The 25,697-nt window shown below is 60.8% G+C and carries 23 protein-coding genes; 19 read left to right on the top strand and 4 right to left on the bottom strand.

Translation table 11 applies throughout. The features are described 5' to 3' along the window. Nucleotides 1-23 precede the first annotated feature (23 nt). A complete protein-coding gene (gene ligA / locus NA29_RS13280) occupies nt 24-2,156 on the top strand; it encodes an NAD-dependent DNA ligase LigA (protein ID WP_039398750.1) in 2,133 nt (710 codons plus the stop codon). A gap of 16 nt (nt 2,157-2,172) precedes the next feature. Beyond that, nucleotides 2,173-2,706, top strand: a complete 534-nt coding sequence (gene def, locus NA29_RS13275; protein ID WP_039398748.1) for a peptide deformylase — start codon at nt 2,173-2,175, stop codon at nt 2,704-2,706. Nucleotides 2,707-2,843: 137 nt separating this feature from the next. On the opposite strand, the gene NA29_RS13270 is transcribed toward def, so the two are convergent. From NA29_RS13270 to map, 3 genes are all read right to left on the bottom strand, one after another. Then, the gene (locus NA29_RS13270; RefSeq protein ID WP_039398746.1) at nt 2,844-4,826 is read right to left on the bottom strand and encodes a pseudouridine synthase; all 1,983 of its coding nucleotides are present in this window, start codon (nt 4,824-4,826) and stop codon (nt 2,844-2,846) included. Beyond that, nucleotides 4,823-7,387: a [protein-PII] uridylyltransferase gene (locus NA29_RS13265; RefSeq protein ID WP_039398744.1), complete on the bottom strand. Its 2,565-nt coding sequence runs from the start codon at nt 7,385-7,387 to the stop codon at nt 4,823-4,825. Before NA29_RS13265 ends, NA29_RS13270 begins: the two co-directional genes overlap by 4 nt. A gap of 138 nt (nt 7,388-7,525) precedes the next feature. Beyond that, nucleotides 7,526-8,353: a type I methionyl aminopeptidase gene (gene map, locus NA29_RS13260; RefSeq protein WP_039398742.1), complete on the bottom strand. Its 828-nt coding sequence runs from the start codon at nt 8,351-8,353 to the stop codon at nt 7,526-7,528. Nucleotides 8,354-8,624: 271 nt separating this feature from the next. Between map and NA29_RS13255 the strand changes: the two genes are divergently transcribed. From NA29_RS13255 to NA29_RS13175, 17 genes are all read left to right on the top strand, one after another. Next, complete coding sequence (locus NA29_RS13255; RefSeq protein ID WP_039398740.1) at nt 8,625-8,858, top strand: hypothetical protein; 234 nt, start codon at nt 8,625-8,627, stop codon at nt 8,856-8,858. A 24-nt stretch (nt 8,859-8,882) separates the two neighbouring features. After that, the gene (gene rpsB, locus NA29_RS13250) at nt 8,883-9,632 is read left to right on the top strand and encodes a 30S ribosomal protein S2 (RefSeq protein WP_039398738.1); all 750 of its coding nucleotides are present in this window, start codon (nt 8,883-8,885) and stop codon (nt 9,630-9,632) included. Nucleotides 9,633-9,786: 154 nt separating this feature from the next. Continuing rightward, nucleotides 9,787-10,668 carry a translation elongation factor Ts gene (tsf, locus tag NA29_RS13245; RefSeq protein WP_039398736.1) on the top strand — a complete coding sequence of 294 codons (882 nt, stop codon included), beginning with the start codon at nt 9,787-9,789 and terminating at the stop codon, nt 10,666-10,668. 98 nt (nt 10,669-10,766) lie between these two features. Next, entirely contained in the window at nt 10,767-11,480 is a 714-nt protein-coding gene (gene pyrH / locus NA29_RS13240) for a UMP kinase (protein WP_039398734.1), read from the top strand. Between the two features lie 84 nt (nt 11,481-11,564). Then, complete coding sequence (gene frr / locus NA29_RS13235) at nt 11,565-12,125, top strand: ribosome recycling factor (protein ID WP_039398732.1); 561 nt, start codon at nt 11,565-11,567, stop codon at nt 12,123-12,125. A 64-nt stretch (nt 12,126-12,189) separates the two neighbouring features. After that, nucleotides 12,190-12,972 (top strand): polyprenyl diphosphate synthase, encoded by a 783-nt coding sequence (uppS, locus tag NA29_RS13230; protein WP_039398730.1) that lies wholly within the window; start codon nt 12,190-12,192, stop codon nt 12,970-12,972. Next, nucleotides 12,972-13,781, top strand: coding sequence for a phosphatidate cytidylyltransferase (locus tag NA29_RS13225; protein WP_039398728.1), 810 nt, complete (start codon nt 12,972-12,974; stop codon nt 13,779-13,781). Before uppS ends, NA29_RS13225 begins: the two co-directional genes overlap by 1 nt. A gap of 2 nt (nt 13,782-13,783) precedes the next feature. Continuing rightward, entirely contained in the window at nt 13,784-14,983 is a 1,200-nt protein-coding gene (gene ispC / locus NA29_RS13220; RefSeq protein ID WP_039398726.1) for a 1-deoxy-D-xylulose-5-phosphate reductoisomerase, read from the top strand. Nucleotides 14,984-15,025: 42 nt separating this feature from the next. After that, the gene (gene rseP / locus NA29_RS13215; RefSeq protein ID WP_039398724.1) at nt 15,026-16,417 is read left to right on the top strand and encodes an RIP metalloprotease RseP; all 1,392 of its coding nucleotides are present in this window, start codon (nt 15,026-15,028) and stop codon (nt 16,415-16,417) included. 73 nt (nt 16,418-16,490) lie between these two features. Next, nucleotides 16,491-18,794 carry an outer membrane protein assembly factor BamA gene (gene bamA, locus NA29_RS13210; RefSeq protein ID WP_039398722.1) on the top strand — a complete coding sequence of 768 codons (2,304 nt, stop codon included), beginning with the start codon at nt 16,491-16,493 and terminating at the stop codon, nt 18,792-18,794. A 52-nt stretch (nt 18,795-18,846) separates the two neighbouring features. Then, the gene (locus NA29_RS13205) at nt 18,847-19,383 is read left to right on the top strand and encodes an OmpH/Skp family outer membrane protein (protein ID WP_371328934.1); all 537 of its coding nucleotides are present in this window, start codon (nt 18,847-18,849) and stop codon (nt 19,381-19,383) included. A 14-nt stretch (nt 19,384-19,397) separates the two neighbouring features. Continuing rightward, on the top strand, nt 19,398-20,486 hold the full coding sequence (lpxD, locus tag NA29_RS13200) for a UDP-3-O-(3-hydroxymyristoyl)glucosamine N-acyltransferase (protein WP_039403411.1): 1,089 nt from the start codon (nt 19,398-19,400) through the stop codon (nt 20,484-20,486). Next, nucleotides 20,483-20,941 (top strand): 3-hydroxyacyl-ACP dehydratase FabZ, encoded by a 459-nt coding sequence (gene fabZ, locus NA29_RS13195; protein ID WP_039398720.1) that lies wholly within the window; start codon nt 20,483-20,485, stop codon nt 20,939-20,941. Before lpxD ends, fabZ begins: the two co-directional genes overlap by 4 nt. 17 nt (nt 20,942-20,958) lie before the next feature. Further along, complete coding sequence (lpxA, locus tag NA29_RS13190; protein WP_039398718.1) at nt 20,959-21,750, top strand: acyl-ACP--UDP-N-acetylglucosamine O-acyltransferase; 792 nt, start codon at nt 20,959-20,961, stop codon at nt 21,748-21,750. Nucleotides 21,751-21,753: 3 nt separating this feature from the next. Continuing rightward, nucleotides 21,754-22,929 carry a lipid-A-disaccharide synthase gene (lpxB, locus tag NA29_RS13185; protein WP_039398716.1) on the top strand — a complete coding sequence of 392 codons (1,176 nt, stop codon included), beginning with the start codon at nt 21,754-21,756 and terminating at the stop codon, nt 22,927-22,929. 110 nt (nt 22,930-23,039) lie between these two features. Then, complete coding sequence (rnhB, locus tag NA29_RS13180) at nt 23,040-23,675, top strand: ribonuclease HII (RefSeq protein ID WP_052253263.1); 636 nt, start codon at nt 23,040-23,042, stop codon at nt 23,673-23,675. Further along, on the top strand, nt 23,672-24,451 hold the full coding sequence (locus tag NA29_RS13175; protein ID WP_039398712.1) for a TrmH family RNA methyltransferase: 780 nt from the start codon (nt 23,672-23,674) through the stop codon (nt 24,449-24,451). The genes rnhB and NA29_RS13175 overlap by 4 nt, the downstream gene beginning before the upstream one ends. Nucleotides 24,452-24,558: 107 nt before the next feature. Here NA29_RS13175 and ppsR read toward each other — a convergent pair whose 3' ends face one another. Then, nucleotides 24,559-25,449 carry a posphoenolpyruvate synthetase regulatory kinase/phosphorylase PpsR gene (gene ppsR, locus NA29_RS13170; protein WP_084104225.1) on the bottom strand — a complete coding sequence of 297 codons (891 nt, stop codon included), beginning with the start codon at nt 25,447-25,449 and terminating at the stop codon, nt 24,559-24,561. Nucleotides 25,450-25,697 lie beyond the last annotated feature (248 nt).

The raw sequence follows: 25,697 nt of genomic DNA, 5'->3' as shown, positions 1-25,697 counted from the left end.
CTCGTATACCGAGCCTTGCACGCATGTCCCAAACTTCCGTTCCGGGTCAGGGCGCGAACGCCCCTACGCCAGCCAATGTTACGGCCGCCGCACAACGTGCAGCCGAGTTGCGTAACGAGCTAGCCCGCCACAACCGCGCTTATTACGAAGACGACGCGCCGCTCATTCCCGACGCGGAGTATGACCGTCTCTTTGGCGAACTCGTCGCGCTGGAAAACGCATATCCCGAGTTGCAACGGGCCGATTCGCCCACCCAGCGTGTCGGCGGTAAGCCAGTCGACGGATTCGCACCAGTGGTGCACCGTGTGCCGATGCTTTCGCTCAACAACGGGTTCGCCGATGAGGACGTCGAGGCGTTCGACCGACGAGTGAGTGACGGTCTGCGTCCCGATGCGGTGGGTGCTGCCGGGGCGGGTAATGCGTCGTCTGGCGACCTGTTTGGTGCGCCGGTCGAATATGCCGCCGAGCTGAAGTTCGACGGTCTGGCCATCGCGTTGCGTTACGAGCAAGGCGTGCTCGTGCAAGCCGCGACGCGCGGCGACGGCACGACGGGCGAAGATGTCACCGCCAACATCCGCACCATCAAGAAAATCCCCCTCAAGCTCGAGAGCGAGAATCCGCCTGAGGTGCTCGAAGTGCGCGGTGAAGTGCTGATGTTCCGCGCCGACTTCGACAAGCTTAATGAGGCGCAGGAGGCGGCTGGCGAGAAGGTTTTCGTTAACCCGCGCAATGCGGCTGCCGGAAGTCTGCGCCAGCTCGATTCGAAGATTACGGCCAAGCGCCCGTTGTCGTTCTTCGCCTATGGCGTGGGGGAACTGGTTGGCGTGCCGATGCCGGAGACGCACTCGGCCTTGCTCGATTGGTATGTGACGCTGGGTATTCCGGTCAACGACAAGCGGGAAGTCGTGCAGGGTGCGCAAGGACTGCTGAAGTTTTACCGTGAAGTCGGTGATGCGCGCGCCTCATTGCCTTACGACATCGACGGCGTGGTCTACAAGGTCAACCGTCGCGACGAGCAGGATCGTCTCGGCTTCGTCTCGCGCGCCCCGCGCTTTGCATTGGCGCACAAATTTCCGGCGCAGGAAGCGCTGACGACATTGCTCGACATTGAAGTGCAAGTGGGGCGTACGGGGGCGATCACGCCGGTGGCGCGACTCGCGCCGGTGTTCGTTGGCGGTGCGACGGTGACGAATGCCACGCTGCACAACGAGGACGAAATTCGTCGCAAGGACGTGATGATCGGCGATACGGTGATTGTGCGTCGCGCGGGCGATGTGATTCCCGAAGTGGTCGGATCGGTGCTGGATCGTCGTCCGGACGACGCGCGCGCTTTCGTCATGCCCACTGAGTGTCCGGTCTGTGGTTCCGCCATCGAGAAGCTCCCGGACGAAGCGATCGCACGATGCACCGGCGGGCTGATTTGCGCCGCACAGCGCAAGCAGGCGTTGCTGCACTTCGCGCAGCGTCGCGCGCTCGATATCGAGGGGCTCGGTGACAAGCTGGTGGAGCAACTGGTCGATCAGCAGATCATTCGGACCCCGGCCGACCTGTTCAAACTGGGCGTTGCAAAGCTCGCTGCGCTCGACCGGATGGCCGACAAGTCGGCTTCCAATCTCGTCGCGGCGCTGGAGACGGCGCGTCATACCACGCTGGCGCGATTTATCTTTGCACTGGGCATTCGTCACGTTGGTGAAGCGACGGCGAAGGATCTCGCGCGGCATTTCGGCAAGCTCGACAACCTGATCGCCGTGTGCAAACGCGATTCCGATTTGACGGAACTGCTGGCCGTTCCGGACGTCGGACCGATTGTGGCCGAGTCGATCAACAATTTCTTCTGCGAAGATCATAATGTCGAAGTGATCGAGCAACTGCGGGCGGCGGGGGTCACCTGGCCGGAGTCGGAACCGGCGGCCGTTGCGCCGTTGCCGCTGGCGGGCAAGACGTTTGTGTTGACCGGAACATTGCCGACGCTCTCGCGAGACGAAGCGAAGGCGATGCTCGAAGCACAAGGAGCAAAGGTTGCTGGCTCGGTGTCTGCGAAAACGGACTACGTGGTCGCGGGCGCAGAGGCGGGCAGCAAGTTGGCAAAGGCCGAAGCACTGGGTGTGCCCGTGCTCGACGAGGACGCTATGCGCGCGATGTTGGCCGCGCTTTGATGTGAGGATCGAACCGATGATTCGCGATATTCTGAAGATGGGCGATCCGCGCTTGCTGCGCATCGCCAAACCCGTCGAACAGTTCGGCACGCCCGAGTTGGACGAGCTTATTGCCGACATGTTCGAGACCATGAAGCATGCCAACGGCGCCGGGCTTGCCGCACCGCAGATCGGCGTCGATCTGCAAGTGGTGATCTTCGGCTTCGAGCATAACGAGCGCTATCCGGACGCCCCGGAAGTGCCTGAAACCGTGCTGATCAACCCGGTCATTACGCCGTTGACGCAGGACATGGAAGAGGGCTGGGAAGGTTGCCTGTCGGTGCCGGGGCTTCGCGGTATGGTCAACCGCTATTCGATGCTGCGCTACGAAGGATTTGACCAGCACGGTCACGCCATCGACCGCGTGGCGGAAGGCTTTCATGCGCGCGTCGTGCAGCACGAGTGCGATCATCTGATCGGCAAGCTCTATCCAATGCGGATTACCGACTTCAGCAAGTTCGGCTTTACCGAGATCCTCTTCCCGGGGCTCGATCCGAATAGTGACGATTGAGTGCGACGCCGGAATCGCTGTGTCGCTGATCTGCGATTGACGTTTCACCCGGCGCTTGCCGGAAACGACACAAAAAAAAAAAAGCCCGCCGAGATGGCGGGCTTTTTCATGGTCGCGATGGGGGAATCGTCGCCGAATCAGAACCCTTCGCCGGCGCGCAGGTAACGCCATTCGCCCACGGGCAGGTTGCCCAGGGTGATTTGTCCCATGCGGACTCGCTTGAGGCCCGTCACGTGCAAACCGACCAGTTCGCACATGCGGCGAATCTGACGCTTCTTGCCTTCCTTGAGCACAAAGCGAAGTTGCTCCGGGTTCTGCCAATCCACCTGTGCGGGCTTGAGCGGTTGGTCGTCAAGCTCCAGTCCATGACGCAGCAGCGCCAGGCGATCGGCCGGGAAGTGCGCCTGCACGTTTTGCGAGTGCTCGTTGTACGACACGCGCACGAGATACTCCTTCTCGATGTCCGAATCCTCGCCGATCAACTGCTTGGCAATGCGGCCGTCCTGTGTGAGAACGAGCAGACCCGTGGAGTCGATGTCGAGGCGTCCGGCAGGTGCCAGGCTGCGCAGATGCGACGGCGAGAAGCGCACGCCGGCGTCGTCTTCGGCCCAGTGGTGTTCGCTGGTCACCAGCACGACAGCGGGATCGTAGCCGTCTTCTGCCTGACCCGACACGTAACCCACCGGCTTGTGCAGCAGGATCGTGACACGACCGGCCTGTTCCTTCTGCGCGGCTTGCACGACGGTGATTTCCTGCGTCGGCAGGATCTTCGTGCCTAGTTCCTTCACCACCTTGCCGTCGACACGGACCCAGCCCTTGGCGATCCACTCGTCCGCTTCGCGACGCGAGCACAGGCCGAGTTCAGACATCCGCTTGGACAAACGCAGCGAGCCTGCGGCGTCGTGGTGGATCTTGATATCGTCGTCATCGTCGTCGCGCTCAACTCGCGGTGCACGCGAGGGACGTGCGGTGCGGTTCGCCTGATTGTCGCGATCATCGCGCGAGAAGCGACCACGCGGGGCCCCTTCATTAGTGCGACGCGGACGGTCTTCGTCAGAGCGACGCGGTGCGCGATTGTCGAAGCTGCCACGTGCACCACCCTCGGTATTACGACGCGGACGATCTTCGTCAAAGCGACGCGGTGCACGATCATCGAAGTCACGCTTCACCGGGCGGGCGAAGTCACCACGTGCGCCACCTTCGGTGTTGCGACGCGGACGATCTTCGTCAAAGCGACGCGGTGCACGATCATCGAATTCACGCTTCACCGGGCGGGCGAAGTCACCACGTGCGCCACCTTCGGTATTACGACGCGGACGATCTTCCTCAAAGCGACGCGGTGCACGATTGTCGAAGTCTCGCTTCACCGGACGAGCGAAGTCGCCACGTGCGCCACCTTCGGTGTTGCGACGGGGGCGGTCTTCGTCAAAGCGACGCGGTGCACGATTGTCGAAGTCTCGCTTCACCGGACGGGCGAAGTCACCACGTGCGCCACCTTCGGTGTTGCGACGCGGACGCTCTTCGTCGAAGCGACGGGGTGCACGGTCATCGAAGTCACGCTTCGGACGGGCGAAGTCACCGCGTGCACCACCTTCGGTATTACGCCGCGGACGATCTTCGTCAAAGCGACGCGGTGCACGATTGTCGAAGTCTCGCTTCACTGGACGGGCGAAGTCACCGCGTGCACCACCTTCGGTGCTACGACGCGGACGATCTTCGTCGAAGCGACGCGGTGCGCGATCATCGAAGTCGCGACGTGCGCGGGATTCGTCGTCGAAACGGGCAGGGCGTGCCCCGGCAACGCGCTCGCGTTGCCCGCGTGCTGGCGGGCGTTCACCCATCGGACGCTTTTCGTAGGGCGCGCCGCCACCTGCCGGCTTGCGCGGCGCCGCACCGCTGCCGACCGGGCGACGAGCGCCACCCGGCGTCGCGTTATCGTCCACCGGACGCGGACGCGCCGGTTTCCCTGCAGGTTTCTTCGCGCCGCTGGCGTCGAGCATCGACGCAGGCACTGACTTGGTCGGACGGCGCAATGCGCCAGCCGAGCGCACAGGGGAGCGCGTCTTGTCGAGGGTGCGGGGGTGTTTGGCGCTCAGTTTGGCGCGCGGGGTATCGCTCATGGTTCCAATGCTTCGAGTAATTCGGTCTCGACGGCAATTTGCAGGCGACTATCCTGCAAACGGCTGCCGTCGAGCAGAAACGTGTCTTCGACACGTTCGCCGAGGGTATTGATGCGGGCGGTTCGCACGCTGACGCCGTGACGCGCAAGCACGCGAGCGACCGCATAAAGCAAACCGGTGCGGTCGTTGGCCGACACCGATAGCAAGTAGTACTGGCCGCGCTCATCGGGCCGAAGATCGACACGAGGCGTGACCGGAAAGCTGCGCGAACGGCGCGGCAGACGCCCCTTGCTCGGTTCTGCCAGGGGCTCTTCCCGTGTGAGCAGCGACACCAGTTCGCTTTCCACCAGATTGATGATGTCGCGATAACTGGTGTCGAGGCCCGGGTCGGTCAGCAGGAAACTGTCGAGCGCGAAGCCCTGGCTAGTGGTGTGCACTTTGGCGTCAAGAATCGACAGGCCCTTGCGCTCGAAGTAGCCACAGATACGCGCAAACAGATCGACCTGATCGCGGACATAAACCAACACCTGCAGCCCTTCGCCGATGGGCGACGGACGCGCCTTGACGATGGGCGACGCACTGTCGACATGCCGCCACAGATGGCGCGTTTGCCACGCCACGTCCGCCGGGTCGTTGCGCAGAAAGTACGCGACGTCCAGCGTGTTCCAGAGCGCTTCCTGCGCGCGTTCCGGCACGGTATAGAGGCGCAGCAGTCCGAGCGCTTCCTCCTTGCGCGCCTTCAATTGTGCGTGCGGGTCCGGGTTGGCGCCGCCCAGCACTTGCAATGTCAGACGATAAAGGTCTTCGAGCAGCTTGCCTTTCCAGGCGTTCCAGACTTTCGGGCTGGTACCGCGAATGTCCGCCACGGTGAGCAGGTAAAGCGCCGTCAGGCGACGCTCGTTTTCCACTTTTTCCGCAAAACGTCGGATGACTTCCGGATCGGTGGTGTCCTGCTTCTGCGCCACAGTGCTCATCGTCAGGTGTTCACCAACCAGCCAGACGATCAGATCGGTGTCTTCCTTCGAGATGCCGTGGCGTGTGCAGAAGGTGCGCGCATCGACCATGCCGAGCGTCGAGTGGTCACCGCCGCGGCCCTTCGCAATATCGTGGAAGAGGGCGGCGATCGTCAGCACCCACGGACGGTCGAAGTTCGCGATCAATTGACTGCAGAACGGATACTCGTGCGTATGCTCCGCGACCGCGAAACGGCGAATATTACGCACTACCATCAGAATGTGCTGATCGACGGTGTACACGTGATACAGGTCGTGCTGCATCTGCCCGACCACGCGACGGAAGTTGATCAGGTAGCGACCCAGCACACTGGTCTGGTTCATCAGCCGCAATGCATGAGTGATGCCCTGCGGCTGCTGCAAAATCTGGAGGAACGTGCGACGGTTCTCGGGGTCCGCACGCCACTGTCCGTTCATGAGTTCGCGCGCATTGTAGAGCGCACGTAGGGTTCGGGCGGACAATCCTTTTACCCCGACGACCTGCTCGTACAGCAGGAACGTTTCGAGAATCGCATTCGGATGACGTGTGTACAGTTCGTCGTCGACGATCTCGATCATCCCTTGCTTCTCGACGAAGCGCTCGTTGATCACGCGAGTAACGCCGCTAGTCTGCGGGAACAGTCGGGCTTCAACGTTCAGCAGCAACACCGTATTGAGCTGTGAGACCGCCTTTGCCGCCCAGTAATAGCGCCGCATGAGTTGCTCGCTGGCGCGCTTCGTGGTCGTGGCGTCGAAGCCGAGGCTTTGCGCAAGGGCCGTCTGAAGGTCGAATACCAGCACGTCCTGCCGACGACGTGCCAGCAGATGGAGTCGCGCTCGCAAACCCTTCAGGAATTGCTCGTTGCGACGCAACTCCTTGAGTTCACGATCGGTCAGCAGATCGCGCGTGGACAGCTCTGCCCAGCTATTGCCGAGCCCGGCCGCCTTCGTCATCCACAGAATCACTTGCAGGTCGCGTAAGCCGCCCGGGCTTTCCTTGCAGTTCGGCTCCAGGCTGTATGGCGTGTCCTGATACTTGGCGTGGCGCTGACGGATCTCGAGTTGCTTGCTCCGAAAGAACGCGAGCGGGTCGAGGTCGTCGGCGAAACGTGCCTGAAATTCGTCGAACAGCGCTTGATTGCCGGTGAGTAGACGCGCTTCCAGCAGGCTCGTTTGCACTGTGATGTCGGCCTGTGCTTCGGAAATGCACTCGTCGACAGTGCGCACCGATGAACCGATCTCGACGCCGATATCCCAGAGAAATCCGATGAACGGCTCGACGTGCGACGTCAGCGCCTCGCTATCGGTGCCCGGGTGCAGCAACAGAATGTCCACGTCCGAATACGGATACAACTCGCCGCGTCCGTAACCGCCGACCGCCACGAGCGCGAAGTCGTCCGGCATCCGGTACTCGGCCCACGCATCGCGCATGGCCTGATCGACGGCGTGGCACAAACCGTGAAGAAGCCCGTCGATCTTGCCGTTTGCGACAAATCGTTCGACGAGTTCGGCCTTTCGGTCCTTGAGGGCCTGACGTAGCGGAGAAGGGGCGTGTGCACGTGCGTGCATGGCGGCTTCCAGGGAGTGGATAAACGAGTCAGGTCCGGCAACGCGCTGCGAAATGCGGCGAGGCCGGGCCGGGCGGCCACCAGAGTTGCCGGCGGCCGGACGTTACTGCTTCGTTGGAATCTAACGGTTCTTACGTTGTTAAGCTGCTGCTGCGAACGACGTGACGTACGACGAGCCGGGCGGAGGTGCAGGCGTCTGGGCCGAATGCGTCAGCACCTCGTGGCCCGTTTCCGTCACCAGCACGGTATGTTCCCACTGAGCCGACAGGCTGCGGTCGCGCGTCTTGACGGTCCACTGATCGGGCATCGTCCGAATTTCGCGCTTGCCAGCGTTGATCATCGGTTCGATGGTGAAGATCATGCCGGCCTGCAATTCCAGGCCAGTGCCCTGACGTCCATAGTGCAGGATTTGTGGGTCTTCATGGAACACCTGGCCGATCCCGTGCCCGCAATACTCGCGCACAACGCTGTAGCCCTGCGCCTCGGCGTGCGTCTGGATCGCCTGGCCGATGTCGCCGAGACGCGCGCCCGGACGCACCTGGTTGATGCCAAGCCACATGCACTCATAGGTGACCTGCGCCAGGCGTTTGGCCAGAATCGTGCCATCGCCGACGATGAACATGCGGCTCGTGTCACCGAAGTAGCCGTCCTTGATGACAGTGATGTCGATGTTCAGCGCGTCACCGTTTTTGAGTACCTTGTCGCCGGGAATGCCATGGCAGATCACGTCATTGACCGAGATGCAGGTGGCCTTCGGGTAGGGCGGGTAGCCGGGCGGCTGGTAGTTCAGCGGGGCAGGGACGGTGCCCTGTTCCTTAATCATGAATTCGTGGCAGAGGCGGTCGAGCTCCCCGGTGGTGACGCCGGCGCGCACGTGCGGCGTAATGAAATCGAGCACTTCGCTGGCCAGACGGCAAGCGACGCGCATCATTTCAATGTCGTGGGCATTTTTGAGAGTGATGGCCATTGCGGAATCGGGCAAATTGCGGAAACAGTGACGCATTATCGCACCAATGGAGGGTTTTGGCCGGGTTTCGGCCTTGTGTAGCGTGGATTTCGGAGCATTCCGACGGTGAACTTCCGCAGTTCCGATGGGGGCGCCGGAAGCCATCCCGAACTGGCCGGTATGCCGCGCAAATCGGGCATTCGCGGTCTGTCACCACAAGTTCACGAGCCTCTTGAGTGATGGCTCGGTGCGATGCTATAATCTCGGGCTAAGTCGAGGACGAGTTGTCAATATGGTCAAGGGTTTCCCCTTGGTTTTTGGCGCGATTCGCCGGAGTTTTGGGGTGTTTGGCCCCAAGTTGGTGCTGAAAGGCGCCAAATTCGGTGATTCGACGGGCAGCGATCTGTCTTCTCGGCTTGGGAATTTTGAAATCGCGGGCCGGCGCACCCAGGGTGCCCGATCTTCGCAGGCGGGTCATGCAAAGCTGTATGGCAGTCTGACGAAACGGGTACGGCAGCCGGTCTAAGACCTAACCCTCACGGAGAATCACATGTCTGTCACGATGCGTCAGATGCTGGAAGCGGGCGTCCACTTTGGTCACCAAACCCGTTTCTGGAACCCCAAGATGGCCCCCTATATCTTCGGCCATCGCAACAAGATTCACATCATCAACCTCGAAAAGACGTTGCCGATGTACCAGGACGCGCTGAAGTATGTGCGTCAACTGGCAGCAAACCGCGGCACGATCCTGTTCGTGGGCACGAAGCGTCAAGCGCGTGACATCGTGGCGGAAGCCGCGGCACGTGCCGGCATGCCTTACGTCAACAACCGTTGGCTGGGCGGCATGCTGACGAACTTCAAGACGCTGAAGTCGTCGATCAAGAAGCTCAAGGACATGGAGCAGGCTCTGGAAGCCGGCGAGCAAGAGCGCATGAGCAAGAAGGAAGCGCTGCTGTTCGATCGCGAAATGGCCAAGCTGCAAAAGTCGATCGGTGGCGTGAAGGAAATGGGCGGCATGCCCGACGCCATCTTCGTCGTCGACGTCGGCTACCACAAGATCGCCATCACCGAAGCCAACAAGCTGGGCATTCCGGTGATCGCCGTGGTCGATACGAACCACTCGCCGGAAGGTGTGGATTACGTGATCCCGGGTAACGACGACTCGAGCAAGGCTGTCGAGCTGTACGTGCAAGGCGTTGCCGACGCAATCCTCGAAGGCCGTGCAAACGCCGTCAAGGAAGTCGTCGAAGCCGTTCGCGGCGAAGGCGACGAGTTCGTCGAAGTGAACGAAGAGGCGTAAGCGGCCACCGCTGCGTAACAAAAGGGGCTGCTTGTGGCGCCCCTTTTTTTTAGTCCGATTTCCCCGCGTCGGGTGAGTGGGGCGCCAAGGGCGGGCAGTGAGGCCGCTCTTGTGAAACCCTCTCCCGACTGATTCGATATACAGGAGTAACGATATGCCGGCAATTACTGCAGCAATGGTGGGCGAACTGCGCGCCAAGACCGATGCGCCGATGATGGAATGCAAGAAGGCGCTGACCGAAGCCGACGGCGACATGGTCCGTGCTGAAGAAATCCTGCGTGTCAAGCTGGGTAGCAAGGCCAGCAAGGCTGCAAGCCGTATCACGGCTGAAGGCGTGATCTCGGCCTACATCGACGGTGGCAAGGGTGCCGTGGTTGAAATCAACTGCGAAACCGACTTTGTCTCGAAGAACGACGACTTCCTGAAGTTCGCAGAAAACCTGGCCAAGCTGGTCGCCGAGAACAACCCGGCCGACGTCGCTGCCCTGTCGGCTCTGCCGCTCGACGGCAAGACCGTTGACCAGGTCCGTGCCGACCTGATCGGCAAGATCGGCGAAAACATGACGATTCGTCGCTTCCAGCGTTACGAAACGTCGGCCAAGCTGGCATCGTACCTGCACGGCACGCGTATCGGCGTGATCGTCGAGTACGAAGGTGCTGACGCTGAAGTGGGCAAGAACGTCGCGATGCACATCGCCGCCATGAAGCCGGTCGCCGTGTCGGGCGATCAAGTCGCGGCAGATCTGATCGAGAAGGAACGCAAGGTCGCCGCCGAAAAGGCCGCAGAATCGGGCAAGCCGGCCGAGATCGTCGCCAAGATGGTGGAAGGCAGCGTGCAGAAGTTCCTGAAGGAAGTCTCGCTGTTCAACCAGACGTACGTGAAGGACGACAAGGCAACCGTCGAGCAGATGCTCAAGGCCAACAACACCACGGTCAAGGGCTTCACTATGTTCGTGGTCGGCGAAGGCATCGAGAAGAAGCAAGACGACTTCGCTGCTGAAGTGGCTGCTCAAGTGGCCGCTGCCAAGCAGTCGTAATTCAAGCAGTACCGTAGTATCCGGGGGCGACAGTGTCGTCCCCGTTGTTTCATCCAGAATACCCCAACAGTGCCCGACCAGACTTCTTAAGGACCGCCATGTCTACTCCTTACAAACGCGTACTTCTCAAGCTCTCTGGTGAAGCCCTCATGGGTGACGATTCGTTCGGCATCAACCGCGCAACCATCGAGCGGATGGTTGGTGACATTGCTGAAGTCGTTCGCCTGGGCACGCAATTGGCCGTCGTGATCGGCGGTGGCAATATTTTCCGGGGGGTGGCAGGCGGTGCCGCAGGTATGGACCGCGCGACGGCCGATTACATGGGCATGCTCGCCACGATGATGAACGCCCTGGCGCTGCAGGACGCGATGCGTCACGCTGGCATCGAAGCGCGTGTGCAATCCGCGCTGCGTATGGACCAGGTCGTCGAACCGTATATCCGCCCCCGCGCGATTCGTCAGCTCGAAGAGGGTAAAGTCGTGATCTTCGCCGCTGGCACGGGCAACCCGTTCTTCACGACCGACACAGCCGCTGCGCTGCGTGGCTCGGAAGTTGGCGCCGAAGTCGTGCTCAAAGCGACCAAGGTCGACGGCGTGTACTCGGCCGACCCGAAGAAGGTTCCGGACGCAGTGAAGTACTCGACCATCAGTTTCGACGAGGCGATCTCGAAGAACCTGCAGGTCATGGACGCGACGGCTTTCGCGCTGTGTCGCGATCAGAAGATGCCGGTGCGCGTTTTCTCGATCGTGAAGCCGGGCGCGCTCAAGCACGTCATCCTCGGCGAGGACGAGGGAACGCTCGTCCACGTTTGAGTTCAAATTGCGGCGTCGACGCGCATTGGCGCGTCGACGCCGTATCATTTATGTTTGCGTAACAATTTAGGTTTGGAGGTTGCCATGAGCGTTGCTGACGTCAAGAAAAATGTCGAGCAAAAGATGAAGAGCTCGATCGAGTCGTTCAAGAACAACCTGGCGAAGATTCGTACCGGCCGCGCGCACGTTGGCCTGCTCGATCACGTCCAGGTCGATTATTACGGTTCGATGGTGCCCATCTCTCAAGTCGCCAACGTGAGCCTTGTCGACGCCCGTACGATCGGTGTGCAGGCGTGGGAAAAGAACATGGTCCCCAAGGTCGAAAAGGCCATCCGCGAGTCGGATCTGGGCCTGAACCCGGCGACGCAGGGCGATCTGATTCGCGTGCCGATGCCCCAACTGACCGAAGAGCGCCGTCGCGAAATGACGAAGCTGGTCAAGTCGGAAGGCGAAAACGCCAAGGTTGCCGTGCGCAACCTGCGCCGCGACGCGAACGAGCAGCTCAAGAAGATGGTGAAGGACAAGGAGATTTCTGAAGACGACGAGCGCCGTGGTGGCGACGATGTCCAGAAGTTCACCGACAAATTCGTCGCCGAAATCGACGAGTTGGTGAAGCAGAAGGACGCTGAGATCATGACGGTTTAAGTGCTCACGGCACTTACCGCTCAATCTCCGCAGACTTTCGCGCCCGACTCCGCGCCGTAACTCAATGGGTTTTCTCAGCTCTACGCTTTCTGCTCCTGAGACAGCGAGCATTCCGCGCCACGTTGCCATCGTCATGGACGGCAACGGGCGTTGGGCTACCAGTCGTAAATTGCCTCGCGTTGCGGGGCACAAGCGTGGTGTTGACGCCGTGCGTGAAGCGGTGACGGCATGTGCCGAGCTTGGCGTCGAGTACCTGACCCTGTTTGCGTTCAGTTCCGAGAACTGGCGTCGTCCGCAGGATGAAGTCTCGACGCTCATGCAGCTTTTCATTCTCGCGCTCGAGCGCGAGGTGGGGAAGCTGCACAGCAACGGCATCCGTCTTCGCGTCATTGGTGCGCTCGAAGCGTTCGAGCCGCGCATTCAGGAACTCGTCAGGCGTGCGGAAGAGCGTACGCAGGACAACAAAGGTCTCACTTTGACCATCGCCGCCAATTATGGCGGGCGGTGGGATATTCTCCAGGCAGCTCAGAAGCTCGCCGCTGCGCGTGTCGCGCAGGGGGGGGCTGCAGCGCTCGATACGTCGTTTTCGGAAGACGATCTCGCGCCCTATCTGAGCATGGCTTATGCACCGGAGCCGGATCTCTTTATCCGTACCGGCGGCGACCAGCGCGTCAGTAATTTTCTGCTTTGGCAACTGGCGTACACTGAACTGTATTTCACCGAAGAATTCTGGCCGGACTTCAACGCCAATACGCTTAAGCGGGCGGTCGCCGAGTTTCAGCAGCGCGAGCGCCGCTTTGGCCGTACCAGCGCGCAAGTCCAGAACCCCTCGGGACAATCCGCCTGATGCTCAAGACACGCGTTATTACCGCTGTCGTACTTCTTGCCATCCTTTTGCCCGTGATCTTCGTCGGTACGCCGGCGCAGTTCGCGCTGCTCGCGGCCGTTATCGTTGCTGCCGCCGGGTGGGAGTGGGGGCGTTTGGTCGGACTGAACGGCACGGGTGCCGTTTTTTATGGCGCGCTGGCCCTGTTGGGTGTCGGGCTGACCTGGGCAGGGGGCTGGACGCTGTCGTCGATCTGGCTCAAACCGGCCGCTGTCTTCTGGATTCTCGCCGGACCCTACACCCTCGCACGTAAGCCCGCGACGCAAGGCGCGTGGCGTGGTCTGTTGCTGGTGGCTGGGCCGGTATTGCTGATTGCCGCCTGGCAGGCGCTTTGTCTCGCGCGTGAGCGTGGCGTCGCCTTCCTGCTGTCGGTGCTCATCATCGTTTGGCTCGCCGACACCGGCGCTTATTTCGCCGGACGAGCTTTCGGCAAACGCAAGCTCGCGCCGTCCATCAGTCCCGGAAAGTCGTGGGAAGGTGCTATCGGCGGGTGGCTGCTGGTCCTCGTGATTGCTGCGGCAGTGCTCGTCAGCGGATTGCAGGCGCCGACCATCGTTTCTCATCTCGCCAGCACGTTGGGCCTCGCACTCGGCGCATTGGCGTTGACGGTGCTGGTGGCTTTCTCGGTCGTAGGCGATCTGTTCGAATCTCAACTCAAGCGGCAAGCCGGCGTGAAGGATTCCAGCGCGCTGCTGCCCGGTCATGGCGGTGTGCTCGATCGAATCGATGCGCTGCTCCCGGTGCTCCCACTGGCTATGCTCTTCGTCTGATCATGTCGCAACGTCTTTCCATTCTCGGCTCCACTGGCTCCATTGGCGTTAGCACGCTCGATGTCGTGGGGCGTCATCCGGATCGCTTCTCGGTCTATGCGCTGTCGGCGCACCGTAATCTCGATCGTCTTTTTGAGCAGTGTGTCGCTCATCGTCCGCAAGTGGCGGTCGTGGCCGATGCAGATGGCGCACGCGCGCTGTCGGCGCGTCTGGCCGAGGCGGGCCTGAAGATCGACGTGACGTATGGCCCGCAAGCGCTGATCGAAATCGCCGAGGCCGGCGAGGTCACGATGGTTGTGGCGGCGATCGTGGGTGCGGCAGGTCTGCAATCGACGCTCGCTGCTGCACGCGCAGGCAAGCGCATTCTGCTCGCGAACAAAGAGTCACTGGTGCTTTCCGGTGCGTTGTTCATGGCGACCGCAGAGCGCGCGGGCGCCACGTTGCTGCCGCTCGATAGCGAACACAACGCCATTTTCCAATGCTTGCCGCAAGTCGCCGGGGAGAACCGTATTTCGACACGTGGTGTCGAGAAACTGGTGCTGACCGCTTCGGGTGGCCCGTTCCGTGAGCGCGAGCTGGCGTCGCTCGAGAATGTGACGCCCGACGAAGCATGCGCGCATCCGAACTGGGTGATGGGCCGCAAGATCTCGGTGGACTCGGCGAGCATGATGAACAAGGGCCTTGAAGTCATTGAGGCGCACTGGCTGTTCAATATGCCGCCGGAGAAGATCGAGGTACTGATTCATCCGCAAAGCGTGATTCACTCGATGGTCACGTACACAGATGGCTCGACACTGGCGCAGCTTGGCAACCCCGATATGCGCACGCCGATCGCTCACGCGTTGGCGTTTCCCGATCGGGTGACGTCTGGTGTTGCCGGACTTAATCTCGCGGACATCGGCAAGCTGACCTTTGAGGCGCCGGATCTGCGCCGTTTCCCATGTCTGCGTCTGGCGTTCGACACGCTGCATCGCGGCGGTACGGCGGGTGCTTTGCTCAATGCATCCAACGAAGTGGCCGTGGCGGCGTTCCTAGAAGGACGCATCCGTTTCACCGCGATTGCGCAGGTGGTCGAGCGCGTGCTCGACACCGTCGCCGTGGGTGAGGCCACCTCGCTCGAGGTCGTGCTTGAAGCCGACCATCGTGCCCGCGAACTCGCGACGGAGATCGTTGCCGGTTTGCCTGCACCAGCGCGTTCCTGACGCCGCTGCCCATGTCGTAATTTCCCCGGGGCTCGTCCGCTCATGAATCTGCTGACCACGTTGCTAGCGTTCGCCATCGCCATTGGTGTTCTGGTGGTGTTCCATGAGTTGGGCCACTACACGGTCGCAAGGCTTTGCGGCGTGAAGGTTCTGCGATTCTCGGTGGGCTTCGGGACGCCGCTCCTCAAATGGACGATGGGGCGGGACCGCACCGAATGGACGGTCTGCGCATTGCCGCTCGGCGGTTACGTCCGCATGCTTGACGAGCGTGACGAAACGCAGATCGTCGCCCCGGAAGACCGGGCGCGTGCGTTCAATCAAAAGTCTGTCTACAAGCGTTTCGCCATTGTGGCGGCCGGTCCGGTCGCCAACTTCCTCCTTGCCATTGCCCTCTATGCGAGCCTGAATCTGGCGGGGGTGGCGGAGCCTGTCGCGCGAATCGCGCCGCCTGCGGCCGGCACGCTTGCAGCCCGTGCAGGGTTGTCCGGCGGCGAACTGATCACCGGGGTGCGGGAAAACGGCCGAAGTCCCGATGAGGCCGTCGGCGAGGAAGCGGCAGTGCGTTCCTGGGAAGATCTTCGCTGGCGCCTGGTCGACCCGATGATCGAAGGGCAGCGCGTGACGCTGGTGGCGCGCACGCGCGATGGCCGTGCGGAATACACGCTGGACGCGGCCGGGCAGCATTTCGACGCAGATGGCGAACAGGACTTCATGCAGCGTCTGGGCCTGGTGCCCTCAGCGCGCGTCAAGGTAGGACAGATCATCGCAGGCGGTGCTGCCGGACTTGCCGGGTTACGCGTGGGCGACGAGATTACGGCGGTGGATGGCAGTCCGGTGACGTCCGCCAAGGCGCTCGTCGATGCCGTTCGTGCCCACCCGGGCAAGCCGATGACCCTGACGGTGCGCCGGGACGGCAGCCCTCAAAACGTCACACTGACGCCGAATGTGGAAGTCGATTCGGCAACGACGGGGGGCGAGCGTGTGGGCAAGATCGGCGCAGCGCTGGCCAGTCAGGTCGATTCGGTGACCGTCCGCTACGGGCTATTCGAGGCGATTGGCCGCGGGGCGCAGCGCACGTGGGATGTGACAGCCTTCAGCGTGCGCATGTTTGGGAAGATGATCATTGGGCAGGCATCGCTCAAGAATCTGAGCGGTCCGGTGACGATTGCGGATTACGCAGGGCGTTCGGCTCGGCTCGGTCTGGATTATTTCATCGCCTTTCTGGCGCTTGTCAGCATTAGCCTCGGCGTATTGAATCTATTGCCGATTCCGGTTTTGGACGGTGGCTATCTGTTATATTATGCGGTCGAAGCGATTACCGGTCGGGCAGTTTCCGAACGGTGGCAGGGCGCGCTGCAACGAGTGGGCATCGTTTGCATCCTTGCGCTCTCTGCCGTAGCACTTTTCAACGACCTGTCGAAGTTGTTGCACTAGGACAGCGTCACGTGCCTGCCGGTCGCAGGCAAATCCGAGTTTTTACGATTCAATTGTTTCTTGGGGAAGCAAGTTGTCGAATAAATACCACCTTGTTCCGAAGACCCTGGTGATTGCGGTTCTGGCGGCACACAGTTTCCTGGCACGGGCCGTCGAGCCGTTTGTGGTCAAGGATATCCGAGTGGAGGGCTTGCAGCGTATTGAACCCGGTACTGTCTTCTCGTACCTGCCGGTCAAACCCGGTGACAAGTTCAACGATGATAAGGGCACCGAAGCAATTCGTGCCCTTTATGCCACGGGCCTGTTCTCGGACGTGAGCGTTGAAGCGCAGGGCAGCGTGCTGGTGGTGCACGTCAACGAGCGTCCCGCAATTGCTTCCATCGACTTCCTCGGCATCAAGGAATTCGACAAAGACGGTCTGAAGAAGGCACTGCGCTCGGTCGGCCTGACTGAAGGTCGCACCTTCGACCGCAACCTGCTCGACAAGTCTGAGCAAGAACTTAAGCGTCAATACCTTACGCGCGGTTACTACGCTGCCGAGGTCAAGACGACGATCACGCCGCTCGAGCGCAATCGCGTGGGCATCCAGTTCGCCGTGACGGAAGGTCCGAAGGCGACGATTCAGCAGATCAACTTCGTGGGCAACAAGGCCTTCTCGTCGTCGGACCTGACGGCCGAGATGGAACTGGGCACGCCGAACTGGCTGTCGTGGTATTCGAAGAACGACCTGTACTCGAAGGACAAGCTCACGGGCGATCTGGAAAAGCTGCGTTCGTTCTATCTGAACCGCGGTTATCTGGAATTCAACATCGACTCCACCGACGTCTCGATTACGCCGGACAAGGACGAGATGTTCCTCACGATCAACATTCACGAAGGCGAGCCCTACAAGGTGTCGGACGTCAAGCTGACGGGCGAAATGCTCGGTAAGCAAGACGACATCCAGAAGCTCATCCAACTCAAGGCCGGCGATACCTTCTCGGCGGCCAAACTGCAGGCGAGCACGAAAGCCATCTCCGATTTGTTGGGCAACTATGGTTTCGCGTTTGCGAACGTGAACGCCCAACCGAACATCGACCGTAACAACCACACCGTCGCGCTCAATCTGTCGATCGATCCGGGCCGTCGTGTGTACGTGCGCAAGATCAACATCGTCGGCAACTCGCGTACGCGTGACGAAGTGATTCGCCGCGAACTGCGTCAGCTCGAGAGCTCGTGGTACGACGCCGACCGCCTGAAGCTGTCGCAGGACCGTATCAACCGTCTGGGCTACTTCACCGACGTGAACGTCACGACCGAGCCGGTGGCCGGTTCGAACGATCAGGTCGACCTCCAGGTGAAGGTGGAAGAAAAGCCGACGGGCACGATCAACGTCGGTGCCGGCTTCTCCTCGACCGACAAGGTGGTGTTGCAGGCAGGTATCAGCCAGGACAACGTGTTCGGCTCAGGTACGTCGCTGTCCGTGAACGTGAACACCGGTAAGACGTATCGTACGTTGGCCGTAACGCAAGTCGACCCGTATTTCACGGTTGACGGTGTGAGCCGTATTACCGACATCTACTACCGTACGTATCAGCCGCTGCTGCTGACCAGCGATTCGGATTTCCGTATCAATACGCTGGGCGGCAACCTGAAGTTCGGCGTGCCGTTCTCGGAAGTCGACACGGTCTTCTTCGGTCTGGGCTTCGAACAGACGCGTCTGCATCTGACGAGCGACGGCACGACGCCGCAACGCTACATCGACTATGCCAACCAGTTCGGTTACGTCAGCAACAACTATCCGCTGACGGTGGGCTGGTCGCGCGACTCGCGTGACAGCGCGCTGATCCCGAACCGTGGTCACTACCAGCAGGCGAACATCGAAATCGGTACGCCGATCGGAACGACCAAGTACTTCCGCGCGTACTATCAGCACCAGTACTACTACCCGGTGAGCCGCGGCTTTACGCTGGCGCTGAACGGCGAAGTGGGCTACGGCCACGGTATGGGCGGTCAGCCGTTCCCGATTTTCAAGAACTACTTCGCGGGCGGTATCGGTTCGGTGCGTGGTTATGAGCCGAGCTCGCTGGGTCCGAAGGACACGAACGGCGAACCGCTGGGGGGTGCATCGAAGCTGATCGGTAACGTCGAACTGACGTTCCCGCTGCCGGGCACGGGTTACGATCGTACGCTGCGCATCTTTACGTTCTTCGACGGCGGTAACGTGTTCGATAACGGCCAGGCGATTACCTTCAATAACCTGCGCTATTCTTACGGTTTCGGTCTGTCGTGGATTTCACCGATTGGCCCGCTCAAGCTCTCGATGGGCTTCCCGCTCGTCAAGAAGACGGGCGACCAGTATCAGAAATTCCAGTTCCAGGTCGGTACGTCGTTCTAATAACGGCAGATCGACCGGTTCCGAACGTTTCATCGTTGTAAGGGGTAATACATTGAACGGTATCCGTAAGCATTGCCTTCGCGGCGTCGCCGCGGCGTTGCTGGCCGGTGCGGCCTTTGCTGCCACGGCTCAGGATGCGCGCATCGCCGCTGTGAATTCGGATCGCATTCTGCGCGATTCCACGCCGGCCAAGGCCGCACAAGCCAAACTTGAGGCTGAGTTCTCCACACGGGACAAGGCGCTGCAAGACATGGCTCAACGTCTCAAGGCGATGTCGGACAAGCTCGACAAGGACAATCCGACGTTGAGCGACGCCGAGCGCGCCAAGCGTCAGCGTGATCTGGCCGCTGCCGACACCGAATTTCAGCGTAAGCAACGCGAGTTCCGTGAAGACCTGAACCAGCGTCGTAACGAAGAACTCGCGGCCGTGCTCGATCGCGCGAACCGCGTCATCAAGCAGATTGCCGAGGCGGACAAGTACGATCTGATCGTGCAGGAAGCGGTCTACGTCAGCCCGCGTATCGACATTACGGACAAGGTGCTCAAGACGCTGAACGCAAGTTCGGGTGGCGGCACCAGCGGCAAGTGACGGGCGTGCATTCGATGTCGGGATCGTCGTCTACTCCATCTGTGCCATCGGTCACACTGGCCCAACTGGTCGCACGCTTTGGCGGCGAGCTGGTGGGCGATGGCAACGTTGCCGTCGAAGGCCTGGCGCCGCTTGATCGCGCGGGCGCAAAGCAACTGGCCTTCCTGTCCAATCCGCTTTATCTGGCGGAAGTGCCCAACTCGGGCGCGGCTGCTGTCATTCTCTCCAAAGCAGACTTCGACAAGCTGCCTTCGCATGAAGGCCGTGCGTGGATCGTCGCGCCGAATCCGTACGCGTACTTCGCCCGCGTGGCACAGATGTTCGCCGACGCGGCGACACCGGTGCCGCCTGCTAGCGTCCATCCAAGTGCTGTCGTCGATGCGTCCGCCGTCGTGCCGGCTTCGTGCGTAATCGGACCGAACGTCGTGATCGAAGCGGGCGTGCGTCTGGGCGAGCGTGTCCGTCTGATGGCGAATGTGTTCGTCGGCCGGGGCACGACGCTGGGCGACGATGTGCTCGTCTATCCGAATGCCACGCTTTATCACACGAGTGTGATCGGTGCGCGTTGCGTGATTCACGCAGGCACGGTCATCGGTTCGGACGGGTTTGGTTTTGCGCCCGATTTCTCCGCGACAGGCGGCGAATGGGTGAAGATTCCGCAGGTGGGGCGTGCGGTGATCGAAGATGACGTCGAGATCGGCGCGTCGACGACCATTGACCGTGGCGCCATGGCGGATACCGTGATCGAGCGCGGTTGCAAGATCGACAATCAGGTACAGATCGCGCACAACGTGCGCGTTGGCGCCTTTACGGTCATTGCAGCATGCACCGGTATTGCCGGGAGCAGCACGATCGGTAAATTCTGCATGTTGGGCGGCAACGTCGGCATTGCGGGCCATGTGACGCTTGGAGACAAGGTCATCGTGACGGCAAAGTCGGGTGTATCGAAATCGATTCCCGGCCCGGGCACTTACACCAGCGCGTTTCCGGCGATCCCGAACGCAGAATGGAATAAAAACGCGGCGATCATGCGCAATCTGGACAAGATGCGCGACCGCGTGCGTCAACTTGAAGCGAAGGTCAAGGACCTGCAAGATAAATGAGCGAGACCACTATTACTATCGACATCCACAAGATCATGAAGCTGCTGCCGCATCGGTATCCGATGCTGATGGTGGATCGCGTGATCGGACTGGAGCCGCACAAGAACATCAAGGTCATCAAGAACGTCACGATCAATGAGCCGTACTTCACCGGCCATTACCCGCAGCGTCCGGTGATGCCGGGTGTGCTGATCGTTGAAGCGTTGGCGCAGGCCGCAGCGTTGCTCACTTTCTCGGAAGAGGCGGTGCACGACGAAAACACGCTCTATTATTTCGTGGGTATCGAGAACGTACGCTTCAAGCGTCCGGTCGAACCGGGTGATCAGCTCATTCTCTCGGTCGATTTCATCAGCCACAAGCGCGGCTTTTATAAGTTCAAGGGTGAGGCAACGGTGGATGGCAAGCTGGCTGCCGAAGCCGAGTTCATGTGCATGGTCAAGAAGAACGGCGAATAACCGGAACTGAGACGCTCATGACGAACATTCATTCCACAGCCGTCGTCGATCCGAAGGCGCAACTGGCGGCCGATGTCGTTGTCGGTCCGTACGCGATTGTCGGCCCGAACGTGACGGTCGGTGCGGGTACACAGATTCTTGCGCATACGGTGATCGACGGTCATACGACGCTGGGCGAGGGCAACAAGATTGGCCCGTTCGCGTCGGTCGGTGGCAGTCCGCAGGATATGAAGTACGCGGGCGAGCCGACCAAGCTCGTCATCGGCGACCGCAATACGATTCGCGAATTCACGACCATCCACACCGGTACGGTGCAGGACGGTGGCCTGACGAGTGTCGGCAACGATAACTGGATCATGGCTTATGTGCATATCGCGCACGATTGCCACGTCGGTAATCACACGGTGTTTTCGAGCAATGCGCAGTTGGCGGGCCACGTCCATGTCGACGACTGGGCCATCATTGGCGGTATGACCGGTGTGCATCAGTTCGTGCGTATCGGTGCTCACGCGATGGTGGGCGGTGCGTCGGTGCTCGTGCAGGACGTGCCGTCGTTCGTGATCGCTTCCGGTGATCGTGCGGTACCGTACGGCATCAACGTCGAAGGGTTGCGTCGTCGCGGCTTTTCCGCCGATGCAATCACGGCGCTGCGCCACGCGTACAAGCTGCTCTACAAGAGCGGGTTGACGTTGGACGAAGCCAAGGTGCAGATCGAAGCCTTCGGCAATGCCGGCGCTCCGGACGTTTTCGAGGCAGTGCGCGCACTGCTCGATTTCCTCAACGCAAGCACGCGCGGTATCGTGCGCTGACCTATGTCGCCGACCCTTCCCGGCGCCGGCCAGCGAACCCTGGCGATGGTGGCCGGGGAGCTGTCAGGCGATCTCATTGCCGGCAACGTGCTTGCCGGACTCAAGCAGAGTCTTCCGGCCGACATCGCCTACGCGGGTGTCGGTGGTCCGCATATGGCGCAAGAGGGCTTCGACGCCTATTGGCCGATCGACAAGCTCTCCGTCATGGGCTACGTCGAAGTCATCAAGCATCTGCGCGAAATCCTCTCGATTCGAAAGCAATTGCGCGAGCGCTGGCTGGCGGAAAAGCCGGTCGCGTTCGTTGGCTTCGATGCGCCGGATTTCAACTTCGATCTCGAAATCAAGCTGCGTGAAGCGGGCATCCCGACGATTCACTTTGTGAGTCCGTCGATCTGGGCGTGGCGCGGCGGACGCATTAAGAAGATCAAGCGCGCCGTCGATCACATGCTGTGCCTGTTTCCGTTCGAGCCAGAGATCTATCACCGCGCTGGAATTGACGCCACGTTTGTCGGTCATCCGATGGCGGACAAGATTCCGATGGTGCCCGACGTCGCGGGGGCGCGCGCCACATTGGGACTTCAGGGCGACGGGCCTGTCGTTGCGATTCTGCCGGGTAGCCGTACGTCTGAAGTGCAGCGTCTCACGCCGGTGTTTTTTGCGGCGATGCGTTTGTTAGCCAAGCGAGAGCCGTCGATTCGATTCGTCCTGCCGGTTGCAACGCCTCGTCTGCGCGTGCTGATGCAGCCGATTTTCGATGCCCACAGCGACCTCAATCTGACGGTGATCGACGGACGCGCACCGCTGGCATTGGAAGCCGCAGACAGCGTGCTTCTTGCTAGCGGTACAGCAACGCTGGAGGCCGCGCTGTACAAGAAGCCAATGGTGATCTCGTACAAGGTGCCCTGGCTGACGGCGCAGATCATGAAGCGTCAGGGCTATTTGCCTTACGTCGGCTTGCCGAACATTCTGTGCGGCGAATTCGTCGTGCCAGAGCTTTTGCAGCATTTCGCAACGCCGGAAGCCCTGGCCGATGCCGTCTGGCAGCAATTGACCGATCCGGCGCTGCGCGCATCGTTGCAAGCGCGTTTCACGAAGATTCACGAGGAATTGCGTCAGAACACGGCGGCACGCTCGGCAGAGGTCATCGAGCGCGTACTGCGCGAAAAGGGACGGCTATGACGGACGACGTGAAAGTGCGTCGCACGACGCGTAAAACTTCCGTGAGCGATAGCGTAACGTCTCCCGCCGTGAAGCCCCGCACGCGTACGGTGAAAGCTACGACTGCGCAGATGACGTTCGATCTGTTCGCGGATATCGCAGCCGATCTGACCTGCGGCGTCGACGAAGTCGGTCGCGGACCGCTGGCCGGTCCGGTCGTGACAGCGGCGGTGATTCTCGACCCGTCGCGCCCGATCAAAGGGCTGGCTGACTCGAAGAAGCTCACCGCGCTTCGTCGCGAGGCGCTTTACGAGGAAATCGTCGAGCGCTCGCTGGCATTTTGTATCGCCGAGGCGAGCGTGGCGGAAATCGATTCTCTGAATATCCTTCATGCGACGATGCTCGCCATGCAGCGTGCGGTGAACGGACTTTCGCGCGTGCCAGCATTGGCGCTTATCGATGGCAATCGGTGCCCGGTGTTGCCGATGCGTGCCGAAGCCGTGATCAAGGGGGACGACAAGGTGCCCGCGATTTCGGCGGCGTCGATTCTGGCGAAAGTTACACGTGACCGTCAATTGGCGGCACTTCACGAGGAGTTTCCGCAGTATGGTTTCGACGAGCACGTCGGATACGGTACGCCCAGGCACCTCGAAGCGCTTCGCACCCACGGACCGAGTCCGCATCACCGCCAGTCGTTTGCGCCTGTGCGCGAAGCGTTTGAAATTTTCGGCGCGTTGACGGTGTCACGCGTGGTCCGTACGTCATGAAGCTCATCAGTTCCAAAGACAATCCCTTCTACAAGCGCCTGAAGTTACTCGCGCAGTCGAACCAGCAGCGCCGCAAGCTGGGCCAGACGCTGCTCGAAGGCGTGCATCTTGCTGACGCCTATCTCGGCGCGCTAGGACAGCCACTCGTTTGCGTGGCGGCAGACTCGGCGTTGGATAACGACGAGGTCGCGCAGATTTGGGCGCGGGTCGAGGCGGATCGGCGCGTGTGTTTGCCCGAGGCGCTGTTCGAGCCGTTGTCGACGCTGGTCAACGGCGTGTCGCTGCTCTTCGTGGTGGAGATGCCTTCGGGGCGTCTGCCGGCGTCACAGACGACGGATTGCGTGATTCTCGATGCCGTTCAGGATGCCGGTAACGTAGGCTCGATCCTGCGCAGCGCGGCGGCCGCAGGCGTGCGCGACGTCTACTGCATGTCAGGCACTGCGCTTACCTGGTCCAGCAAGGTGTTGCGCTCGGGTATGGGGGCACATTTTTCTTTGAACATCGTCGAGCATTGCACGCCGGATTCGCTGGCGCCGCGACTGTCGGTGCCATTGCTGGCCACAAGCTTGCAAGCGAGCACGTCGCTTTACGAGCAGGATTTGCGTAGTCCGGTGGCGTGGGTTTTCGGCAACGAAGGGGCGGGCGTGTCGCCCCATTGGCTCGAGCGAGTGCAGACGCCGATCCGCATTCCTCAGCCGGGCGGGATGGAGTCGTTGAACGTCGCAGCGTGCGCCGCTATTTGCTTGTTTGAAGCCGTGCGGCAGCGATTGTCGTAAGTCTGATGTCGGCCGGTGCGAATGAAAAAGGGACGCTAATGCGTCCCTTTTGCGTTGCCATCGTGCCAAATAGATCTCAGGCGGGCGTCGGTCGACGTTGTTGGACGTTAGTAGACGTCGCGCTCCAGCTTGATTTCCTGAAGGATCGTCGTCGCGATTTCCTCAATCGACTTGTGCGTCGAGGAGAGCCACTTGATCCCTTCGCGACGCATCATTGCTTCGGCTTCGTTGACCTCATAGCGGCAGTTTTCGAGCGATGCATACTTGCTGCCCGGACGACGCTCGTTACGGATTTCCGAAAGCCGTTGCGGATCGATGGAAAGTCCGAAAATCTTTTCTTTGTACTGGTCAAGCGTGGAGGGTAGTTTCTCGCGCTCGAAATCGTCCGGGATCAGCGGATAGTTGGCCGCCTTCACGCCGTACTGCATGGCGAGATAGAGCGTCGTCGGCGTCTTGCCGCTGCGAGAGACGCCCACGAGAATCACGTCGGCGCTTTGCAGGTTCTTGTTGGACTGCCCGTCGTCGTGGGCGAGCGAGAAGTTCACCGCCTCGATACGGTTCTTGTACGCTTCGCTGTCGGCGTTCTGGTGAACGCGGCCAATGGCATGCATCGACTTGAGATTGAGTTCCTGCTCCAGCGGCTCGATGAACGTCTGGAACATGTCGAGAATCACGCCCTGGCAATTGCGCAGGATCTCGTTGGCCCTCGCGTCCACCAACGTGCTGAAAATGATCGGACGAACGTTTTCCGTCCGATACATTTCATTGATGCGTTGGGCCGTTTCATAGGCTTTATCGACGGAATCCACGAACGGAACGCGAATCTGACGGAAACGCATCTCGAATTGCGCAAGGATCGAATGCGCAAACGTTTCGGCCGTAATCCCTGTGCCATCGGAGACGATGAAGACGGGCCTTGCGGCAACCGGTTTGACCGGCGCGGCGGGGGCCTCAGGGGCGGGTGTAGGGGAATTTCCGGGAGTGATGGCGTCGCTCATGCGCAGAATCGCAAAATGGTGCATTGCACGGTAGAATAGCGGCAACTTGTTGGATAAGCAATTGCGCGGCCATCGCGCCCGGTTCCATGTCAGCCCCGTCTGACGGGGCGCTCCGGGAAATGACGGTGGTCCGATGCAGGACGTCGGGCGCTCAGCCCCTGGTCCCCGACGCTGCCAAGGCGCGATTTCTTATCCAACAGGTCGACCGGCCCACGTCAGTCCCAGCCGGTCCGCCGAGAATTTTTTTT

This window comes from Pandoraea sputorum (genome assembly GCF_000814845.2).
Lineage (GTDB): Bacteria > Pseudomonadota > Gammaproteobacteria > Burkholderiales > Burkholderiaceae > Pandoraea > Pandoraea sputorum.
This window is presented reverse-complemented; position numbering and strand designations above follow the sequence as displayed.